The organism is Streptomyces sp. NPDC046122, assembly GCF_056429965.1.
In genome coordinates this window covers 681,879-701,460 of the sequence record NZ_JBWKLQ010000001.1, presented here as the reverse complement: position 1 = coordinate 701,460, position 19,582 = coordinate 681,879, and the positions used below count along the sequence as shown (strand labels likewise).

Below are 19,582 nucleotides of genomic sequence, written 5' to 3'. Positions count from 1 at the left end.
ACGGCGGACGGCCGCACCCCGGCCCCGGACCGGTGACCGAGGGGCCCGGGGCATCCGGCGCCGCCCTCACTCCGGGGCGGCCGACCCGTCCGGAAGCAGGCCGAGCTGCCCGAGGAAGTCCATCTGGTCGAAGTACAGCCGGTAGCTCACGATCCGGCCGTCCTCCACCGTCGCGACGTCGCACCCCCGCACCCTGACCTCCCGGTGCGTCGGCTCCAGGCTCTCGCCGGACGGCAGCACCAGCGGGCCGGTGTTCCTCCCGGTGAAGAAGCCCTCGTCGATGGCCGTGTCGCCCGACTCGTGCTGGTGCACTGCCTCGTACCCGCTGTCCGGCATCGCGTCCATCGTCTGGCGCCAGTACTCGCCGATGCTCTCCCGGCCCCGGATCTCCCCGTCCGGGGTGATGGCGACCGCGTCCTCCGCGAAGCACTCCATGACGGCCTTGAGGTCCGTGCCCTCGGTGAGCGCTTCGGTGAGCCGGTCCATGACCTCACGTGCCTGCCCCATGATCCACCTCCGGATCGCGCGTGGTGCATATGGCATGTTCGTACCATTTTCCCACAAGGCGGGGTGCGCGCGAAGGCGCCTGCGGGCCGCGGCGGCCGACGGCGCCCGGGTCAGCCGGCCGCGAGGCCCGTCTTCGCGCCCGCGCCGCACAGGGGGACCACCGCGGTGCCCACCGCGTGCCCGGGGTGTGCGGTGAGCGCGGCCCAGCACGCCACGCCGGTCGACTCGACGAAGAGCCCGCGGGCCGCGAGGTCCCGTTGGGCGGCCCGGATCTGCGGCTCGGTCACGGTCAGGAAGGTCCCGCCCGACTCCCGTACGGCGCGCAGGATCTGCGGGGCGCGCGGCGGTCGCGGGATGGCGATGCCCTCGGCGAGGGTGGGCTGCGCGGGCGCCGGCGACGCGTCGCCGGGCAGGTCGTCCGCGCCCGCGTGGAACGCCGCCGCCAGCGGCGACACCGCCTCGGCCTGTACGGCGACCAGCGCGGGAAGGCGGTCGACGAGCCCCTGGCCGTGCAGCTCGTTGATCGCGAGCCAGGCGCCGAGCAGCAGCGTGCCGTTGCCGACGGGGACGACGACGGTGTCGGGGAGACGGCCGCCGAGGTCCTCCCACAGTTCGTAGAGATACGTCTTCGTGCCGTGCAGGAAGTAGGGGTTGTGGACATGGCTCGCGTAGAAGGAGCCGGGTTCGTCCGCCGCCGCACGGGCGGCCGCCGCCGCCGCCTCGCGGTCGCCGGGGACGAGGGTGACGTGCGCGCCGTGCGCCCGGATCTGCTCCGTCTTCTTGGGCGAGGTCGCCCCGGGGACGTACACCGTGCAGGGCAGCCCGGCCCGTGCGCAGTACGCGGCGATCGCCGTGCCCGCGTTGCCGCTGCTGTCCGCGACGACGCGGGCCACCCGGCGGGGCCCGAGACGGCGGGCGAGCTCCGCGAGCATGACCGCGCCGCGGTCCTTGAACGACAGCGTCGGCATCAGGAAGTCGAGTTTGGCCGAAACCCGGTCGGTGAGGGGGATGAGCGGAGTGCGGCCTTCCCCCAGCGTGAGACCGGCCGCCGGTTCTCCGAGGGGCAGCGCCTCCGCGTAACGCCACAGTGAATTCACCCGGCCCGCCAGCGCCTTCAGGGGAACGGGGGAGGAGGGCGTGAAGTCGAGATCCCAGGGGCCGCCGCAGGTGGGGCAGCGCCAGGCCAGGGACTCGACCGGGGCGCGGGAGCCGTCGGCGGGGCAGCGGTAGGCCATGGACGCCGTCGGCGCCGCCGAAGGGGCCGAAGCCGTGGAGATCGTCATGCGGGGAGCCTAGGCGGCGGGGCGCCTCACGCACGCTCATGTCGGCTGTGTGGCAGGCATATTGCGGGTCCGATTTGACTCTTGTGGGATTCCTATGGATGCGTCAATCTTTCGCCTGTCGGCAAGGCGTGGGAAACGACGCGGATCCGTAGCGTTCGTTTGTCATGCCCCTGTCGTGCCGCGTACCGATGCACCGCCGCACCGATGTACCGCCGCACCGCCGCACCACCCCCCACCAGCGCACCGCCAATGAGGAGGACCCCTCACATGTCCGTGATGCGTAGTTCCCGGCGAAGAGTTGTCGCAGCCAGTGCCACCGCCGTCGTAGCCCTCGCGCTCGGCGCGGCCTCCGCCCTCCCCGCGACCGCGGCCGACGCCGCCGAGGGCCGGATCCTGAACGCCGGAGTCCCCGGAACCATCGCGGGAAGCTACATCGTGACCCTCGACGAGGCGGCGGCCGACGCCGGTTCGGCGGAGGGCAGGGCGCTGGCCAAGGAGTACGGCGCCACGATCAAGAAGACGTACACCGCGGCCCTCAACGGGTACGCCGTCGAACTGTCCGAGGCGCAGGCGAAGAAGTTCGCCGCCGACCCGGCCGTCGACGCCGTCGTCCAGAACCGCACCTTCACAGTCAGCGCGACCCAGCCCAATCCGCCGTCCTGGGGCCTGGACCGCATCGACCAGAAGGCGCTCCCGCTGAACCAGAGTTACACCTACCCGGACACTGCCGGTGAGGGCGTCACCGCGTACGTCATCGACACCGGCGTCCGCATCACCCACAGCGACTTCGGCGGCCGTGCCTCCTACGGCTACGACGCCATCGACAACGACAACACGGCCCAGGACGGTCACGGCCACGGCACCCACGTCGCCGGTACGGTCGCGGGCGGCGCGTACGGCGTCGCCAAGAAGGCCAAGGTCGTCGGCGTCCGCGTGCTCAACAACCAGGGCTCGGGCACGACCGCCCAGGTCGTCGCGGGCATCGACTGGGTGACGAAGAACGCCGTCAAGCCGGCCGTCGCGAACATGAGCCTCGGCGGCGGCGCCGACGCCGCCCTCGACACGGCCGTGCGCAACTCCATAGCCTCCGGCGTCACCTACGCGGTCGCCGCCGGCAACGAGAGCACCGACGCCTCGACCAAGTCGCCCGCCAGGGTGGCCGAGGCGATCACGGTCGGCGCCACGACCAGCACGGACGCCAAGGCCAGCTACTCCAACTACGGCAGCGTCCTCGACATCTTCGCGCCGGGTTCGTCGATCACCTCGGCGTGGAACACCAGCGACTCGGCGACGAACTCCATCTCCGGTACGTCGATGGCCTCCCCGCACGTCGCCGGCGCGGCCGCCCTGTACCTCGCGGCCAACAAGACCGCAACGCCCGCCCAGGTCTCCAGCGCGCTGACTTCGGCCGCCACCACGGGCGTCGTGACGAGCCCGGGCACCGGTTCGCCGAACCGTCTGCTGTACGTCGGCACCGGCACCACCCCGCCGCCCGGCAAGAGGTTCGAGAACCTCACCGACTACGCGATCAGCGACAACTCCACCGTGGAGTCCCCCGTCACCGTCAGCGGCATCACCGGCAACGCGCCGGCGACGCTGAGCGTGCCGGTCGACATCAAGCACACGTACATCGGTGACCTCAAGGTCGACCTGATCGCCCCCGACGGCACGGCCTACACGCTCAAGGGCTACGGCACCGGCGGCAGCAGCGACAACCTGATCACCACGTACACGGTCAACGCCTCGTCCGAGGTGGCCAACGGCACGTGGAAGCTGCGGGTCAGCGACAACGCGGCGTACGACACGGGGAAGATCGACTCGTGGGCGCTGCAGTTCTGACCTCGCGGTGCTGACGCGCTGAACGGATGAGTGGGGGGGGCGGTCGCCCGGGCGGCCGCCCCCTCGCGCGCGTCCGTGCCGGCGACCTGACGCTGCGTCGTCGGACGGGGGTGCGGAGGGCGGAGAAGGGATCGAAGCGGCGCGGACGCCGGTCATGAGGTTCCGGCTTCTATACCCCCGTAACCCCCTGCGTAAAGACAAGTCATCACTTCGGGTGAAACCTTGGCCTGTGCTTGCGGTCAACAACCGACGGTTGCCACGCTGTTGCTGTGTGTCAACCTGATGGGAGTGGCCAGTGACATTCGGTGAGCAGCCGGCCTATCTGCGCGTCGCGGGCGATCTACGGCAGAAGATCGTCGACGGTTCCCTGCCACCTCACACCCGTCTCCCGTCGCAGGCGCGCATCCGCCAGGAGTACGGCGTCTCCGACACCGTGGCACTGGAGGCGCGCAAGGTCCTCATGGCGGAGGGCCTGGTCGAAGGCCGTTCCGGCTCCGGTACGTACGTACGGGAGCAGCCCGTCCCGCGCCGCGTCTCCCGCGGGGGCTATCGCGGAACGGTGCCGCCGACGCCGTTCCGGCAGGAGCAGTCGGAGGCGGGCGCGCGCGGCACCTGGGAGTCCAGCAGCGAGCAGGAGGAGGCCACTTCGTCCATCGCCAAGCGGCTCGGTGTCCAGGAGGGCGACCGGGTGATGCGCACGCGGTACGTCTTCCGGGACGCGGGCGAGGCGATGATGCTCTCCACCTCGTGGGAGCCCCTGGCGCTGACGGGGCGTACGCCCGTGATGCTCCCGGAGGAGGGCCCGCTGGCCGGCTGCGGTGTCGTCGAGCGGATGGCGGCCATCGACGTCGTCGTGGACAACGTGGTGGAGGAGGTCGGCGCGCGCCCCGGGCTCGCCGAGGAGCTGCTGCGGCTCGGCGGCGTGCCGGGGCACGCGGTGCTGGTCATCGAGCGGACGTACTACGCGTCGGGGATGGCGGTCGAGACGGCCGACGTCGTGGTCCCGGCGGACCGCTACCGGATCGCGTACCACCTGCCCGTGAAGTGACCGCCCGCGGGGGTGAGCGGGGACCGGGGGGCCCGAGGGGGAGGGGGAGGGGGCGCACTTCTAAAAGTGCGCCCCCTTCGGCATGGCTGGATGTGTACCTCTTTGTGTAAAAGCGTATCCGCTGAGTAAAGGTCAGGCGTACGCTCGGGCATATGCGGATTGCGGTTTCCTGGAGATCCTTAGAGGCGAGTGCACCGGCGGACGGGGACGCGAAGTGAACGACAGCGGTGCTGTGCTCCCCTGGCTGGTCATACGGCAGGACGACAACGGCAACCGCTACCGCGTCGGCCGGTACGCGACCAGGGCGGAGGCGCAGAAGATGGCCGACAGTCTCGAGGGCCGCGGCCACAAGCAGCTCTACTGGGTCGAGCGCATAGGGCATAGCGTCCAGTAGCGGTGTAACGCCGTAGGCTCCCGCCATGACTGATCGTGTCGTGGTGGTGGGCGCCGCCGTGTTCGACGCCGGCCGGCTGCTGGCCGCGCGCCGCAGCGCCCCGCCCGAGCTGGCCGGCCGCTGGGAGCTGCCCGGCGGCAAGGTGGAGCCCGGCGAGACGCCGCCCCAGGCGCTCGTACGGGAGCTCCGTGAAGAGCTGGGCGTCGAGGCGGACGTACTGGAGCGCATCCCCGGCGAGTGGCCGCTGAAGCCGGGCTACGTCCTCCAGGTGTGGACCGCCCGGCTGCTGTCCGGCACGCCACGTCCCCTCCAGGACCACGACGACCTGCGCTGGCTCCGTCCGCACGAGGCGGACGCCGTGGACTGGCTCCCCCAGGACCGCCCCGCCGTGACCGAGGCGGTGCGCCGTCTGAGCGCCCTGCCGGGACCCGCCGCACCGGCCTGACGCCGCACCCGCCGGCGAGCCGTACGCAGGGCGTGCGGGGAACGCGCGTACGCCGTTCGTGCCCCAGTGCCTCGGGGTCAGGGATAGCCCGCACCTTATATCGGGTATGTGCTGATTAACCCTCTGAAATAGGACGCGGGCCTGCGGCTGATCTGGGATCTGGGATGTGGTCGGCGTGATCGACACCGACGGCGACTGCGCCGAGTGGACGTTCCCTGCTGAGCCCGACGCCGTCCGCAGCGCCCGTCACGCCGTCCGGGAGGCGCTGCGCGCCTGGGGGCTGCTCGACACCGTGGGGGACATCACGGTCCTGCTGGTCAGTGAACTCGTGACCAATTCCTTGCGGTACGCCTCCGGACCGATCGGCGTCCGTCTCCGGCGGCCCGCCGCCGACAGCCGTGCGCCGGGCGTACGCCCCGTACTGGTGGTCGAAGTCTCGGACCCCCTTCCGGATCCGCCCCTGGAGCGGGTCGCGCGCGCCGACGACGAGGGGGGACGCGGTCTCCAGCTGGTGGCCGACGCGGCGCAGCGATGGGGCACCAGACCAGGCAGAACGGGCAAGACGGTGTGGTTCGAGCTGGCTCTCCCTGGTTAGAAGAGTGAAGGGAGAACGATCATCGCGCGACTCTCTTCCCCCGGCCGAAAAGGAACGAGACCGTGCTGTGATCGTGAACGCCGTGCAGGTTGCGACCGTAGTGCTGAATACTGCGGGAAGGACCGGTCCGGTGCGTTGAGCTGGAGGGGACGGTCGCGTGAACGAGATATCAGCGGCAGCGGGCGAAGTGATGTGGCAGAACAGCCCGCCCGGCTCGATCTACGACTACATAAGAGTCGCGTCCTTCTCGATCGGCCCGGGAGGGCTGGTCGAGCAGTGGAGCAAGCGGGCCGAGGAGCTGTTCGGCCTGCCCGCGTCCGATGTCGTCGGCAGGGACCCGGTCGAGGCGTTCATACCCCCCGAACTGCGTACGCGGGGTCGGCGCCGGCTCTCCGAGATACTCGACGGCAGGGAATGGACGGGCCTCGTCCCGTTCCGGATGCCCGAGCGCGAGGGCGTCGAGGCGCGTGCGCACGGCCTGGCGGAGATCTACGTGATGCCCAGCGCCACGGCCGACGGCGAACAGGCCGCGCTCTGCCTCGTCGTCGACGTCCGCGCCGTACGCGGGATCGAGACCGATCTTGCCGCTTCGCAGGCCATTTTCGGCCAATCTCCCTTCGGCTTCCTGCTGTTCGGCACCGACTTCACGGTGCAGCGCGCCAACAAGCGCTTCGCCACCGTCTTCGGCGGGGTCGCCGAGGACCACCGCGGCCGCACCGTCCACGACTACCTCAGCCCCACCGAGGCCGGCCGTATGACCGCCGCCCTCCAGCGGGTCCTGGAGACCGGCGAGGCCGTCACCGACATGCAGCTCGTCGGCACCGCGCCGGGGGAGACCGAGCGCAGGCACTGGTCGGTCAACCTCTACCGGGTGCACAGCGGAGCCGGCCGTCCCATCGGGGTCGCCGGACTCGCCACCGACGTGACCCGCCGTCACGTCGCCGCCCGCGAGGCCGCCGACGCCCGCCGCAACCTCGCCCTGCTGAACGAGGCCGGCGCCCGCATAGGCAACTCGCTCGACCTGGAGACCACCGCCCGCGAACTCCTCGACGTGGCCGTGCCCGGCTTCTGCGACCTCGCGTCCGTCGACCTCTACCAGGGTCTGCTGGCCGGTGACGAGACCCCGCCCGGCCGGGCCGACGGCAGCGCCGAGCTGCGCCGCGTCGCCTTCGCCAGCGCAGTGTCCGACGGTCCGCTGGCCGCCCCCGGATGCGTCGCGGACGGCGACGACCCCGGGCCCACCGAAGTCGGCGCCGTACACCGCTACCCGTTCCACTCGCCCTGTGCGAGCGCCCTGCGCACCGGCCGCGTCCAGACCGTTCCGGGCCAGGACGGCAGCCTCGTCCACACCACGCTGGCCGTGCCCATGGTCGCCCACGACACCGTCGTCGGCCTCGCCCAGTTCTCCCGTACGAAGGGCAGCGAGCCCTTCGGGGAGCGCGACTGGGCCCTGGCCACCGAACTGGCCGCCCGCGCGGCCGTCTGCATCGACAACGCCCGCCTCTACCGGCGCGAGCACGAGCGCGCCCTGATTCTCCAGCGCAGCCTGCTGCCGCCCGGTGACCCCGAGGCGGCCGGACTCGACATCGCCTGCCGCTACCTGCCCGGCAACACGGCGACCGAGGTGGGCGGCGACTGGTTCGACGTCATCGAACTGCCGGGCCACCGCACGGCCCTGGTCGTCGGCGACGTGATGGGACGCGGCCTGCGCGCGGCCGTCGCGATGGGAGAACTGCGCACAGCCGTACGGACGCTGGCGCTGCTCGACCTGGAACCCGCCGAGGTCCTCTCCGCCCTCGACGAGATCGCCCGCGGCCTCGGCACCCCCGGTGGCACACAGCACGCCTCCCGCGCCAGCCACAAGGCACGGGAGGCCGACCTCTCCGAGGTCTACCTGGCGACCTGCGTGTACGCCGTCTACGACCCGGTCACCCGCCGGTGTACGTTCGCCAACGCCGGCCACCTGCCGCCCGTACTCGTCGAACCGGGCGAGGAGGCGCTGCTGCTCGACGTGCCGCCGGGGATGCCGCTCGGCGTCGGCGGCGAGCCGTTCGAGGAGGTCGAGGTCGAAGTGCCGGAAGGGGCGCTGCTCGCGCTCTACACCGACGGGCTCGTCGAGTCGCGGGACCATCCGCTGGACGAGGGGCTCATGGCGTTCCGCGCCGCCCTCACCGACGCGGCGCACCCCCTCGAAGACGTCTGCGACCACGTGCTGAGCACCCTCGACACCCGGCACGGCGAGGACGACATCGCCCTGCTCATGGCCCGCATCCAGGGGATGCCCGCCGAGTCGGTCGGCGACTGGTCGCTGCCGCGCGAGCCGCGCTCGGTCGGCCGGGCGCGCGAGCTGGCGCGGGCGCAGCTCGTCACCTGGGGCCTCGAAGACCTGGTGGACACCACAGAGCTGCTGGTCAGCGAGCTGGCCACCAACGCGCTGCGGTACGGCGAGGGCGACATCAGGCTCCGGCTGCTCCTCGACCGTACGCTCGTCTGCGAGGTCTGGGACGCCGGGCTGGTGCAGCCGAGGCGGCGCCGGGCCCGCGACACCGACGAGGGCGGGCGCGGACTCCAGCTGGTGGGGCTGCTCAGCGCGGCGTGGGGCTCGCGGCGTACACCGCGCGGGAAGACGGTGTGGTTCGAACTCGCGCTGCCGACGGGGGAGGCGGAGAAGGACGAACTCAGCGTCGACCAGCTGCTGAGCCTCTTCTGACAGCGCGCGGCCGGGCTCGCCCGGCCGAGGTGCCCAGGCCCGGGCCCGCCGGTGCCCGCCCGGGCCCGTGTTGCGAACCCGCCGGGTCTCGCGTCGCCCCCGCCGGTGCTCACCGGGCCTTCATGGCGGCCAGTCTGGCCTCGATCTCCGCGTCGTCGCCGAGGTTCTCCAACTGCTCGAACTGCGCGTCCAGTGACGAGGCGGCCAGCTCCTGTTTGCCCAGGGCCCGCGCCTCCTCGCGGCGCACCTTGTCCTCGAAACGGCTCAGTTCGCTCGTCGGGTCGAGGACGTCGATGTTCTTCACGGCGTCCATCATCCGGTGCTGCGCCTGCGCGGACGCGGACCGGGCCACCAGTTCGTCGCGCTTGGAGGTCAGCTCCGTCAGCTTCGTCTTCATCTGCACCAGACCGGCCTTCAGCTTGTCGACGACCTCCGTCTGCATCGCGATGACGGGCTCGGCCGCCTTCGCCTCCTTCTCCGCGCGGAGCTGGCGCTGGAGCGCGACCTTCGCGAGGTTGTCGAACCGGTCCGCCTCCGAAGCCGGTCCCGCGCCGCGCAGTTCGTCGGCCTTCCTGCTCGCGGCCAGCGCCTTGACGCCCCACTCCCTGGCCGCCTCCACGTCCTCCTTGTGGTCCAGCTCCAGGAGCCGCAGATTGCCGATCGTGGTCGCGACGGCCTCCTCCGCCTCGGAGATGTTGGCGGTGTAGTCGCGGATCAGCTGGTCCAGCATCTTCTGCGGGTCCTCGGCCTGGTCGAGGAGAGCGTGGACGTTCGCCCTCGCGAGCTGGGTCACGCGGCCGAGGATGGTCTGCTTCGTCATGCGCGTCTCCTTGCGTTCTCGGGTGCCGTTGCGCCTGCCTGCCTGCCTGCCTGCCTGCCTGCCTGCCTGCCTGCCGGTCCGTCCGTCCGTACGGGTCAGAACCGTCCGCCGCCGCCTCTGCGCCCCCGCGTGCCGCCGCCCCCGAAACTGCCGGGCCCGCGGCCGAAGCCCCCGCCGCCGAAGCCGCCCCCGCCCATGCCCCCGCCGAATCCCCCGCCGGCCCGTCCGCCGCCCAGCAGACCGCCGAGGAGGATGCCGCCGAGCACGGCCCCGTTCAGGCCCCCGCCGCCCGTGCCGCCCGCGATCCCGCCGCCGAAGTCCGTGGAGCCGCCGTCGAGCAGGCCGGCGTACTCCCGCACGTCCTGCTCGGCCAGCATCTGCGCCTGCTGGGCCAGCGCGTCCGCCTGCTGCGCCTCGGCCAGCGCTGCCGGGGCGTCGGACGCCGCGACGGCCGCCGAACGTTCGAGGTGGCGCTGCGCCTCCGCGAGGCGGGTGCGGGCCCGGCTGCCGACCGCACCCCGGTTCGTCGCGATGTAGTCGGCGGCGGCGCCGATCGTGGAGCGGGCGGCGAGCGTGGCCCGGTCGAGCAGCGCGCGGGCCCGTCGTCCGGCCGACTCGCGCTCGCGCGCCCCCGCCAGGGCCTCGTCGAGCACGGCGTCGGCCTCCTCCACGCGGCGCAGGGCGTCGATCGGGTCGTAGCGCCCCGACTGCTTCTCCCGCTGTACGTCGGCGACCACCGCCTGGGCGCGGGCGATCCGCCCGTGGAGGTCTGCTGTGGCGCCCCCGCCCTCCAGGAGGCCGCGCGCGTCGGCCAGGTCGGTCTCCGTCTCCGTCAGCGCCCCCGGGAGCTTGCCCGCCGCCTCGGCCAGCTCGCGCGCCCGGCGGTCGACGGCGTCGACGAGCGTGGCGGCCTGGCCCACCGCGCCCTCGGCCGCCCGTACGAACACGGCCGCCCTGCCGGTGTCACCCGCGTCGACGGCCTGCCGGGCCTCGGTCAGGCTGGTGGTCGCGAAGGCCAGACGGTCCTTGGCCTGCGCGGCGTGGCCCGTGACGGGCGCGGCGGCGGAGTCGGCGTACCGCTGCCGCATGGCGGTCAGCATGGCCTCGGCCGTGCCCGTACGGCCGACGAGGTCACGGAAGGCCACCTCGGCGGCGGCGAGCGCCTGCGGGGCGTTGCGTTCCAGGTCCCGCAGCCGGTCGAAAGACTCGGACTCGTCGTCGAGGCGGCGGTCGGCCCCGGCGCAGCGGGCGATGATCTCGGCCAGCATGCGCCGGCGCGTGGCGTCGTCCTCCGGGTGGGCGTCGTCCAGTCGCTGCCGCAGCCGGAAGGCGACGGCCAGTTCGTTCTTCGCGTACGCGAGTGCCTCGGCGAAGGGCCGGGCCGCCTCCTCGCCGAACTGGGCGGCGGCGAAACCGAGTTCCTCCTCGCTGGTGTGGACGGCGTCGTCGGCCGCGACGAGTTCCCGCTTGGCCCGCGCGTCGAGCTCCGGCAGCGGCGTCTGCGCCTCCTGGGCGTCCTGGGCCGTCCGGGCGGGTGTGGTGCGGGTGCGCGCGCGCCGTCTGCGCCGGGCGTACGCGTACGCCGCGAGCGCGCCGGCCGCGCCGACCACGACCACCGGCAGCACCAGGTCGCCGGCCCCGCTCGCCCCGCCGTCCGGGCCGCCGCCGGGGTCGGCCGGTCCCGGGGTGATGTTCGGCACCGGGACGGGTTGCCCGGCGAGCACGGCGGCGTACCCGTTCGCGGCGCCGATCGCCGCACCGGCCCAGTCGTTCTGCCGAAGGGCGGGTTCGACGGCGGTCCGTGCCACGTCGTCGAGTTCGGCGTCGGTGAGGCGTGAGTCCTGGTCGACGGAGTAGGCGTACTGCCGGTCGTGGGTGGCGACGGCGAGCAGCGCGTCGTCGCGGCCGAGCCCGTTGCGCTCGGCGGTGTCGTCGGCCCAGCTCTGCGGGGACCTGCCGGAGAAGTCGCGGACGTACGCGACGAAGAGCTGGACGCGGCGGGTGTCGTAGAGCCGGTCCAGCGCGGACTCGACGGCGTTCCTGCGGTCGCCCAGCGCGTCCACGCGGTCCGTGATCTGGCCCTCGCGGGAGAGGCCGATGGGGTCCTCGGCGCGGGCGGTCACGGCCCCGGTGGCGGGCAGGACGAGACACCACGCGGTCAGCAGCGTGCTGAGGAGGACCCTGGCGGCGGCTGTTCGCGTCACGTTTGCGAGGTTATGTCCCCCTTGTTCGGCCCGCGACCGGACGGCGGGGCCGTACGGAGAGGGCCCCCGGCGCGGCGGGGCCCCCGGCGCTCAGGTCAGCTTCGTCAGGAGCAGGGCCGCGTCGTCCGGCGTCAGGTCGATGCCGAACACGTCCGACAGGACCTTGGGCACCTCCTGCGGCTCCAGCTCCCGGACCTCCGGCTTCGCACCCGGCCTGGAGGTGATCAGCTCGCGGTTGTCCAGCAGATGCAGGCGGTCCGGGTGCACCCGCTGGATGAACGGCCGGTAGCTGAAGGGGGAGTGCGAACTCGTGGCGATGAAGTGGTTGGCCATCGCGAAGTCGACGGGGTACTGCGGGTCGAGGGTGAAGGTGTGGCGCGCCATCCACCCGTCACCGGTGTCGTCGTGCTCCCCCTCCCCGTCCGCCGTCGGCTGGTAGAGCGTCCACCCGTCCGCACCGGGCGTGACCTCGCCCCGCCGCAGCCGGTACCTCCACACGCCGTCCGTCGTCTCGGTCCCCTCCTCCTTCATCTCGACCGGCTCCAGCGGACTCGCCCCGAAGCCGACGTCGCACAGCCACCGCCGGCCGTCGAGGTCCACGATCAGCATCGCGTGCGTGGTGGGCAGCAACTTCGGCGCGCCCATCCGGATGCGGCCCAGCACCGCGAAGAACGTGAAGCCCAGGCGTTCGAGGGCCGCGGCGAAGAGGGAGGCGTGCTCGAAGCAGTACCCGCCGCGCGGGTTGCCGATCATCTTGCTCTGGAGGGCGGCGAGATCGAGCGGCACGTCCTGGCGCAGCACCGCGTCGAGGTTGTCCCACCGCACGTTCAGCACGTGCGCGCGCTGCAGTGCGCGCAGCGTCTCCAGAGTGGGGGAGCGGTCCCCGTCGTACCCCAGATGTGCCAGGTAGGCGTCCAGATCGAGTGCGTCACCGTTCCACATGCGTACGTTCCCCGTTGTCTCGCGCGTCGGTGCGCGCCGGCTCCCCGGCGCGCGTGCGACAGGTGAACCGCGGGACGCGGTGCCTCTATTCCGTACGCCGGAAGATCTTGTCGCCGAGCCAGACCAGCGGGTCGTACTTGCGGTCGGCCGCGCGTTCCTTCAACGGGATCAGCGCGTTGTCCGTGATCTTGATGTTCTCCGGGCAGACCTCCGTGCAGCACTTGGTGATGTTGCAGTAGCCGAGCCCGTGCTCGTCCTGCGCGGTCCTCTTGCGGTCGACGCCGGCCCCGGCGGCCGCGTCGAGCGGATGCATGTCCAGCTCCGCGATCCGCATCAGGAACCTCGGCCCGGCGAACGACGCCTTGTTCTCCTCGTGGTCGCGCACCACATGGCAGGTGTCCTGGCACAGGAAGCACTCGATGCACTTGCGGAACTCCTGCGGACGCTCCACGTCGATCTGCTGCATCCGGTAGTCACCCGCCGCGACCCCCGGCGGCGGTACGAACGCGGGCACCTCCCGCGCCTTGGCGTAGTTGAAGGAAACATCCGTCACCAGGTCGCGTACGACGGGGAACGCCCGCAGCGGCGTCACCGTGATCGTCTCCTCGCGCGAGAAGACGGACATCCGCGTCATGCACAGCAGCCGCGGCCGCCCGTTGATCTCCGCACTGCACGAACCGCACTTGCCCGCCTTGCAGTTCCAGCGCACCGCGAGGTCCGACGCCTGGGTCGCCTGGAGCCGGTGGATGATGTCGAGGACGACTTCGCCCTCGTTCACCTCGACCTCGAAGTCCTCCAGCCCCCCGCCGTCCGCGTCGCCGCGCCAGACCCTGAAGGCCGCCGTGTAGCTGCTCATCAGTGGAGCTCCTCTTCGGCGAGGTACTTGACCAGCTCTTCCTTCTCGAACAGGCCGAGCAGGTCGGGGCGGATGGGTTCGGTGGTCTCCCGTACGAGCGTGATCTGGCCCGGCGCCCGCGCACCGGCCGGCGCCGGGGCGCCCGACGCGTCCGTCAGCCGGCACAGCAGGTTGACCCGGCGCCACGCCCGCTCCATGCCCGGGCAGTCCTCGCGGGTGTGCCCGCCGCGGCTCTCCGTGCGCTCCAGGGCCGCCCGTGCGACGCACTCGCTGACCAGCAGCATGTTCCGCAGGTCCAGGGCGAGGTGCCAGCCCGGGTTGAACTGCCGGTGGCCCTCGACCCCGGCCCGCTGCGCCCGCAGGCGCAGGGCGGCCAGCTTCTCCAGGGCCTGCTTCATCTCCGGCTCGCGCCGGATGATGCCGACCAGGTCGTTCATCGTCTGCTGGAGCTCCTGATGGAGGGTGTACGGGTTCTCCGGCGGGTTCCCGTCCGGCTCCCCCGGCCCGGGCCCCTCGGCGCTGAAGGGGCGCAGCGCCTCGGCGGCCGCCGCGTCCACCTGGGCGCCAACCGGCCGGGGACGCGCGGTGCCCTCGCCGAACCCGATGGCGTACTGCGCGGCGTGCAGCCCCGCCCTGCGGCCGAAGACCAGCAGGTCCGAGAGCGAGTTGCCGCCGAGCCGGTTGGAGCCGTGCATGCCGCCGGCCACCTCGCCCGCCGCGTACAGGCCGGGGACGCCGCGGGTGGCGGCGGTGTCGGAGTCGACGGCGATCCCGCCCATCACGTAGTGGCAGGTCGGGCCGACCTCCATCGCCTCGGCGGTGATGTCGACGTCCGCCAGCTCCTTGAACTGGTGGTACATCGACGGCAGCCGACGCCGGATCGTGTCGGCCGGCATGCGCGTCGACACGTCGAGGAAGACCCCGCCGTGCGGGGAGCCGCGCCCCGCCTTCACCTCGGAGTTGATGGCGCGCGCGACCTCGTCGCGGGGGAGCAGCTCGGGGGGACGCCGGTTGTTGTCGGGGTCCTCGTACCAGCGGTCGCCCTCCTCCTCGGACTGCGCGTACTTCTCCTTGAAGACGTCCGGGATGTAGTCGAACATGAACCGCTTGCCGTCGGAGTTGCGCAGCACGCCGCCGTCGCCGCGCACCGACTCGGTGACGAGGATGCCCTTCACCGACGGCGGCCAGACCATGCCGGTCGGGTGGAACTGCACGAACTCCATGTTGAGCAGCGGCGCGCCGGCGAGCAGCGCCAGCGCGTGGCCGTCGCCTGTGTACTCCCACGAGTTGGAGGTCACCTTGAAGGACTTGCCGATGCCGCCGGTGGCCAGGACCACGGCCGGCGCCTCCAGGACGAAGAACCGGCCCGACTCGCGCTCGTAGCAGAAGGTCCCCGCGACCCGCTCCTCCTCGTCCTTCAGGACCCTGGTGACCGTGCACTCCTGGAAGACCTTCAGCCGGGCCTCGTAGTCGCCGAACTCGCGGAAGTCCTCCTGCTGGAGCGCGACGATCTTCTGCTGGAGCGTACGGATCAGCTCCAGGCCGGTCCGGTCGCCGACGTGCGCGAGACGCGGGTACTCGTGCCCGCCGAAGTTGCGCTGCGAGATCCTGCCGTCCGGGGTGCGGTCGAACAGCGCGCCCCAGGTCTCCAGCTCCCACACCCGGTCGGGCGCCTCGCGCGCGTGCAGCTCCGCCATCCGCCACTGGTTGAGGAACTTGCCGCCGCGCATGGTGTCGCGGAAGTGGACCTGCCAGTTGTCGCCGGAGTTCACGTTGCCCATGGACGCGGCGATGCCGCCCTCGGCCATTACCGTGTGCGCCTTGCCGAAGAGCGACTTGCAGATGACCGCCGTACGGGCCCCCTGCTCCCGCGCCTCGATGGCGGCGCGCAGTCCGGCGCCGCCCGCGCCGACCACGACGACGTCCCACCCCTGCCGTTCGAGCTGCGTCATCGAACACCCTTCATCAGTCGTCTAGAACAGCCGCGGGTCGTCGAAGGCGCCGGACGCCAGCAGGTACACGTAGAAGTCGGCGAGGGCGACGCTGATCAGCGAGGCCCAGGCGAGCTGCATGTGGCGGGCGTTGAGCCTGCCGACCCAGCCCCAGAGCCGGTAGCGCACCGGGTGCTTGGAGAAGTGCTTGAGCCGCCCGCCGACGATGTGCCGGCAGGAGTGGCAGGAGAGGGTGTAGGCCCAGATCAGCACGATGTTGACCAGGAAGACCAGGGTGCCGAGTCCCATGTGCCCCCACGCGTACTGCTCGTCGCGGAAGGCGAGCACGGTGTCGTACGTGAGGATCCCGGCGACGGGGACGGCGGCGTAGAAGAAGTACCGGTGGATGTTCTGGAGGATCAGCGGGAAGCGGGTCTCGCCCGTGTACGTCCGGTGCGGCTCGGCGACCGCGCAGGCCGGCGGCGAGGCCCAGAAGCCCCGGTAGTACGCCTTGCGGTAGTAGTAGCAGGTCAGCCGGAAGCCGAGCGGGAAGATCAGGATCAGCAGGGCGGGGGACAGGCCCCACCAACTGCCGAAGATCTCCCAGTTGGGGCCGCCCTTCATCGGTACGCAGTTCTCCGCCAGGCAGGGCGAGTAGAACGGCGAGACGTAGGGCGCCGCGTAGTAGTCGGCGTTCGCGAAGGCCCGCCACGTCGAGTAGACGATGAAGGCGAGCAGCCCGGCGGCGGTCGCCGCGGGCGCCAGCCACCAGCGGTCCGTACGCAGATGGCGGGCCGCGATCGCGGCGCGTGAGGCGTGGTGGACGCCCGCGCGGGGCTGGGGTTCTGTGCCAGTGGCCAACGATGACTCCGTATGGAGCGGGCTGTCGGGACAGGACGGGGCCGGGGCGGTGCGTACGGGCTAGGGCGCGTGCCGGTCGCGAGCGCCGAGGCCCTCGTCGTCCGAGTCCGTCCACAGCGCGCTGTTGTACGGGTCGTCCGAGATGGACACCAGATCGGGACGCGCGTCGGGACGGCGCAGGGTGGGAGCCGCGGCGCTCAGCAGCACCAGGCTCTCGCGGAGGTGGCCGGCGTCCGTGCGTACCCGCCTGATCTCCAGGCTGCCGCCGCCGACCTGCTGCTCCAGCCGTTCGACCGACTGGACCAGGTTGTCGAGGCAGCGCTGCACCGCTGCCAGGTCGTCTTGCAGGGACATGTGGTGCCCTCATTTCCACGGTGGCGCGTGGTGACGCTCATGCGCCTGCGAGTGTCGCGCGTCACATCCCCATTTGTGAAGGGATGTGCAGCGATTCTCGGCGCGCGGCCCGGCGTGCGCCCCCTTCTGTTGGGCCGCACGGGTGGGGTTCGAGCGGTTCGCCGCCGTGTCGCCGACGGCTCACGCGCGGGGTCCTTTTCAGTGGAGCGGTAGTTGATGTGATCACCATCATATGCCGCCAAAAGTGAAAAACCGGGCTCATTCCGACAGGGGATGGGCCGGGCCGGCCCTGGAGGTACCAGCCATGTCCCACGTCGGCGTCCCACGCGGGAGGGCATCCCGCCGCAGGCCCCAGCGGGCGCGAGCGGCCCGCTGTCTCGCGCTCGTCACCGCGGGTGTGCTCGGGCTGCCCGCTCTGGCGGGCTGCTCCTCGGGCGACGACGAGGCGCAGGGGGTGACCGTCCCCCAGGACATCGCCCCGGCCGGACGCGACCAGGTCGCCGACGGGGGCACGGTGCGCTGGGCCGTCGACACGACGCCCGCCACGCTCAACGCCTTCCAGGCCGACGCCGACGCCTCCACCGCGCGCGTCGCAGGCGCCGTGCTGCCCTCGCTGTTCACCCTCGACACGCGCGGCCGCCCCCAGCGCAACCCCGACTACCTGGAATCCGCCGAGATCGTCGAGCGCGAACCCAAGCAGGTCGTCCTCTACAAGATGAACCAGCAGGCGGTCTGGAGCGACGGCCGGGAGATCGGGGCCCCGGACTTCGTGGCGCAGTGGCGCGCGCTCAACGGCCGGGACACGGCGTACTGGACCGCCCGCAACGCCGGGTACGAGCGCATCGAGAAGATCGAGCGCGGCGCCAGCGACCTGGAGGTCCGGGTCACCTTCGCCAAGCCCTACGCCGACTGGCGCTCCCTCTTCACCCCGCTCTACCCGAAGGACGTGATGGGCAGCCCCGGCTCCTTCAACGACGGGGCCCGGGCCAAGCTCAAGGCGACGGCGGGCCCCTTCACCCTCAAGGAGCTGGACCGCGCGGCGGGGAAGACCACACTCGAACGCAATCCCCGCTGGTGGGGGCAGCCCTCGAAGCTCGACACCCTCGTCTTCCGCACGGTGACGCGCGACAGGCGCACCGCCGCGCTCGCCGCCGGCGAGCTCGACATCGCCGACATCGGCCGCGGCACCGCCGACCGCCTCGCCCTGGCGGCCCGGGACGCGGGAGCCAAGGGCCAGCCGCTGAACCACGGCCCCGGCGCCGCCGTCACCCCCGCCTCCGCGCTCAGATCCTGGGCGGTGGCGCACGGCTCGTCCGGGGAACTGGCCGAGGCCGAGGGAGAGGCCCGCCGGAAGTCGCGCGAGGCCGTCCGGAAGTACGCCGACGAGCAGCGGGCGCTGCGCGGCTTCGTCGTCCGCAAGTCCCTCGAACCGGCCTACACGCAGCTCGCGCTGAACGGCACCTCCGGCCCGCTCACCGACGACCGGGTGCGCCGCGCCGTGGCCCGCGCGATCGACCGCCGCGCGCTCGCCGAGTCCGTACTGAAGCCGCTGGGCCTGCCCGCGCACCCGCTCGGCAGCCACCTCGCGCTGGCCGGCCAGGAGGCGTACGCCGACAGCAGCGGCGCGCTGGGCGACCAGGACACCCAGGCCGCCCAGGCGCTCCTCGCGGACGCCGGCTGGAAGCCGGGCGGGGCGGCGACGGCGCGTAAGTCCGAGGGCGCGAAGGCGGGCAGCGCCGCGGAAAAGAAGGAGAAGAACAAGGAAAGCGGAGCCGACGAGGGCATGTACATCGTCGGAGACGGCGACGGCGACTCCAAGCCCGGCCGCCGCCCTCGCGGCAGGGAAGCCGGCGCGTACATCCTGGCCCCGGCTCCCGACGCGGCGCTCCAGGGCCGGGCGCTTCGCATGCAGGCACGTTTCATCAGCGACGGGGACAAGGCGGCGTCCGTCCGCGCCGAGGACAGCGCGGACGGAAAGAAGACGGGCGGCGTCGCCGGCGCCTACGCCCCGCAGGGCACCGCCGCCCCCCGGCCCGGCGACGCCGCACGCGGACCGCTCGGCAAGGACGGCAAGGCGCTGACCTTGCGTTTCGTGCTCCCGTCCGGCCCCGGATCGGAGTCGCTGCGCACCGTCGGTGAGAAGATCTCGGGGATGCTGGAGAAGGTCGGCGTACGCACGGAGATGGTCAAGGTCTCCGACGACAGCTACTTCAAGGACCACATCGCCTCGGGCGACTACGACCTAGCCCTCTACTCCTGGCCCGCCACCGCCTACCCGGCGACCGACGCCCGCCCCATCTTCGCGAAGCCGGAGCCGGCCGCCGACGGGTCGCTCGTGGTGGAGCAGAACTACACGCGCGTCGGCACGGACCACATCGACCAGCTTTTCGACCAGGCCATGACGGAACTGGACGAGAAGGCGGCCCGCGACCTGGTGAAGCGGGCCGACGCCCGGATCTGGGCGGCGGCCGGGTCGATCCCGCTCTTCCAGCGGCCGGAGCTGGTGGCGGTCAAGCCCGGCCTCGTCAACGCCGGCGCGTTCGGTTTCGCGGCGCCCCGGTATCAGGACATCGGCTTCAAGAAGGCCGAAACCGCCGGGCGGGAGAAGAACTAGCAGGTCGGAACCCTCAGGATTGGCTCAAGTCCCTTGCCCGCCGGTGCCCCGGCGGGCAAGGTGCTGTGTGCCCCTTGACCCGGGAAAGCTCCGCACCCCCACCCCGCACGCACGGCCCGAACTCCCCGCCCCGCCACGGCTCCGCCGGACCCCCGGAGCCCTGCCGCGGGCCCGGTACC

General features: G+C 72.2%; 16 protein-coding genes. 7 read left to right on the top strand and 9 right to left on the bottom strand.

The features are described 5' to 3' along the window. Positions 1 to 66 precede the first annotated feature (66 nt). Together AC07FK_RS03100 and AC07FK_RS03095 are read right to left on the bottom strand one after the other, a co-directional pair. A complete protein-coding gene (locus AC07FK_RS03100; protein WP_479101991.1) occupies positions 67 to 507 on the bottom strand; it encodes an ester cyclase in 441 nt (146 codons plus the stop codon). Between the two features lie 110 nt (positions 508 to 617). Continuing rightward, positions 618 to 1,790: a threonine synthase gene (locus AC07FK_RS03095; protein WP_479101989.1), complete on the bottom strand. Its 1,173-nt coding sequence runs from the start codon at positions 1,788 to 1,790 to the stop codon at positions 618 to 620. 267 nt (positions 1,791 to 2,057) lie between these two features. On the opposite strand from AC07FK_RS03095, the gene AC07FK_RS03090 reads away from it, so the two are divergent. The 6 genes from AC07FK_RS03090 (at position 2,058) to AC07FK_RS03065 (ending at position 8,821) form a co-directional block, all read left to right on the top strand. Next, positions 2,058 to 3,629 (top strand): S8 family peptidase, encoded by a 1,572-nt coding sequence (locus AC07FK_RS03090; RefSeq protein WP_479101987.1) that lies wholly within the window; start codon positions 2,058 to 2,060, stop codon positions 3,627 to 3,629. 295 nt (positions 3,630 to 3,924) lie between these two features. Further along, positions 3,925 to 4,677: a GntR family transcriptional regulator gene (locus AC07FK_RS03085; RefSeq protein WP_479101985.1), complete on the top strand. Its 753-nt coding sequence runs from the start codon at positions 3,925 to 3,927 to the stop codon at positions 4,675 to 4,677. Between the two features lie 214 nt (positions 4,678 to 4,891). Then, positions 4,892 to 5,071, top strand: coding sequence for an SPOR domain-containing protein (locus AC07FK_RS03080; protein WP_479101984.1), 180 nt, complete (start codon positions 4,892 to 4,894; stop codon positions 5,069 to 5,071). 25 nt (positions 5,072 to 5,096) lie between these two features. Then, complete coding sequence (locus AC07FK_RS03075; protein ID WP_479101981.1) at positions 5,097 to 5,516, top strand: (deoxy)nucleoside triphosphate pyrophosphohydrolase; 420 nt, start codon at positions 5,097 to 5,099, stop codon at positions 5,514 to 5,516. Positions 5,517 to 5,682: 166 nt separating this feature from the next. Then, a complete protein-coding gene (locus tag AC07FK_RS03070; protein WP_479101979.1) occupies positions 5,683 to 6,111 on the top strand; it encodes an ATP-binding protein in 429 nt (142 codons plus the stop codon). A gap of 190 nt (positions 6,112 to 6,301) precedes the next feature. Then, a complete protein-coding gene (locus AC07FK_RS03065; protein ID WP_479102559.1) occupies positions 6,302 to 8,821 on the top strand; it encodes a SpoIIE family protein phosphatase in 2,520 nt (839 codons plus the stop codon). A gap of 109 nt (positions 8,822 to 8,930) precedes the next feature. On the opposite strand, the gene AC07FK_RS03060 is transcribed toward AC07FK_RS03065, so the two are convergent. The 7 genes from AC07FK_RS03060 to AC07FK_RS03030 all read right to left on the bottom strand — a co-directional run bounded on the left by AC07FK_RS03060 (position 8,931) and on the right by AC07FK_RS03030 (position 16,789). Then, positions 8,931 to 9,641, bottom strand: coding sequence for a PspA/IM30 family protein (locus tag AC07FK_RS03060; protein WP_479101977.1), 711 nt, complete (start codon positions 9,639 to 9,641; stop codon positions 8,931 to 8,933). A 95-nt stretch (positions 9,642 to 9,736) separates the two neighbouring features. Then, on the bottom strand, positions 9,737 to 11,845 hold the full coding sequence (locus tag AC07FK_RS03055) for a TPM domain-containing protein (protein WP_479101975.1): 2,109 nt from the start codon (positions 11,843 to 11,845) through the stop codon (positions 9,737 to 9,739). A 90-nt stretch (positions 11,846 to 11,935) separates the two neighbouring features. After that, the gene (locus tag AC07FK_RS03050; RefSeq protein WP_479101973.1) at positions 11,936 to 12,787 is read right to left on the bottom strand and encodes an arylamine N-acetyltransferase family protein; all 852 of its coding nucleotides are present in this window, start codon (positions 12,785 to 12,787) and stop codon (positions 11,936 to 11,938) included. Between the two features lie 85 nt (positions 12,788 to 12,872). Beyond that, a complete protein-coding gene (locus AC07FK_RS03045) occupies positions 12,873 to 13,643 on the bottom strand; it encodes a succinate dehydrogenase/fumarate reductase iron-sulfur subunit (protein ID WP_479101971.1) in 771 nt (256 codons plus the stop codon). Then, positions 13,643 to 15,595, bottom strand: coding sequence for a fumarate reductase/succinate dehydrogenase flavoprotein subunit (locus AC07FK_RS03040; RefSeq protein WP_479101969.1), 1,953 nt, complete (start codon positions 15,593 to 15,595; stop codon positions 13,643 to 13,645). Before AC07FK_RS03040 ends, AC07FK_RS03045 begins: the two co-directional genes overlap by 1 nt. Before the next feature lie 21 nt (positions 15,596 to 15,616). Beyond that, positions 15,617 to 16,435, bottom strand: coding sequence for a hypothetical protein (locus tag AC07FK_RS03035; protein ID WP_479101968.1), 819 nt, complete (start codon positions 16,433 to 16,435; stop codon positions 15,617 to 15,619). A gap of 60 nt (positions 16,436 to 16,495) precedes the next feature. Continuing rightward, positions 16,496 to 16,789, bottom strand: a complete 294-nt coding sequence (locus tag AC07FK_RS03030) for a hypothetical protein (RefSeq protein WP_479101966.1) — start codon at positions 16,787 to 16,789, stop codon at positions 16,496 to 16,498. Between the two features lie 304 nt (positions 16,790 to 17,093). Here AC07FK_RS03030 and AC07FK_RS03025 point away from each other — a divergent pair, with 304 nt between their 5' ends. After that, positions 17,094 to 19,403, top strand: a complete 2,310-nt coding sequence (locus tag AC07FK_RS03025) for an ABC transporter family substrate-binding protein (protein WP_479101964.1) — start codon at positions 17,094 to 17,096, stop codon at positions 19,401 to 19,403. Positions 19,404 to 19,582 lie beyond the last annotated feature (179 nt).

Bases quoted from the DNA above. Each gene is read 5' to 3' on its own strand.
- AC07FK_RS03045 (WP_479101971.1), bottom strand. From the start codon at position 13,643: ATGAGCAGCTACACGGCGGCCTTCAGGGTCTGGCGCGGCGACGCGGAC.
- AC07FK_RS03100 (WP_479101991.1), bottom strand. From the start codon at position 507: ATGGGGCAGGCACGTGAGGTCATGGACCGGCTCACCGAAGCGCTCACC.
- AC07FK_RS03040 (WP_479101969.1), bottom strand. From the start codon at position 15,595: ATGACGCAGCTCGAACGGCAGGGGTGGGACGTCGTCGTGGTCGGCGCG.
- AC07FK_RS03065 (WP_479102559.1), top strand. From the start codon at position 6,302: ATGTGGCAGAACAGCCCGCCCGGCTCGATCTACGACTACATAAGAGTC.
- AC07FK_RS03050 (WP_479101973.1), bottom strand. From the start codon at position 12,787: ATGTGGAACGGTGACGCACTCGATCTGGACGCCTACCTGGCACATCTG.
- AC07FK_RS03075 (WP_479101981.1), top strand. From the start codon at position 5,097: ATGACTGATCGTGTCGTGGTGGTGGGCGCCGCCGTGTTCGACGCCGGC.
- AC07FK_RS03090 (WP_479101987.1), top strand. From the start codon at position 2,058: ATGTCCGTGATGCGTAGTTCCCGGCGAAGAGTTGTCGCAGCCAGTGCC.
- AC07FK_RS03060 (WP_479101977.1), bottom strand. From the start codon at position 9,641: ATGACGAAGCAGACCATCCTCGGCCGCGTGACCCAGCTCGCGAGGGCG.
- AC07FK_RS03095 (WP_479101989.1), bottom strand. From the start codon at position 1,790: ATGACGATCTCCACGGCTTCGGCCCCTTCGGCGGCGCCGACGGCGTCC.
- AC07FK_RS03025 (WP_479101964.1), top strand. From the start codon at position 17,094: ATGTCCCACGTCGGCGTCCCACGCGGGAGGGCATCCCGCCGCAGGCCC.
- AC07FK_RS03030 (WP_479101966.1), bottom strand. From the start codon at position 16,789: ATGTCCCTGCAAGACGACCTGGCAGCGGTGCAGCGCTGCCTCGACAAC.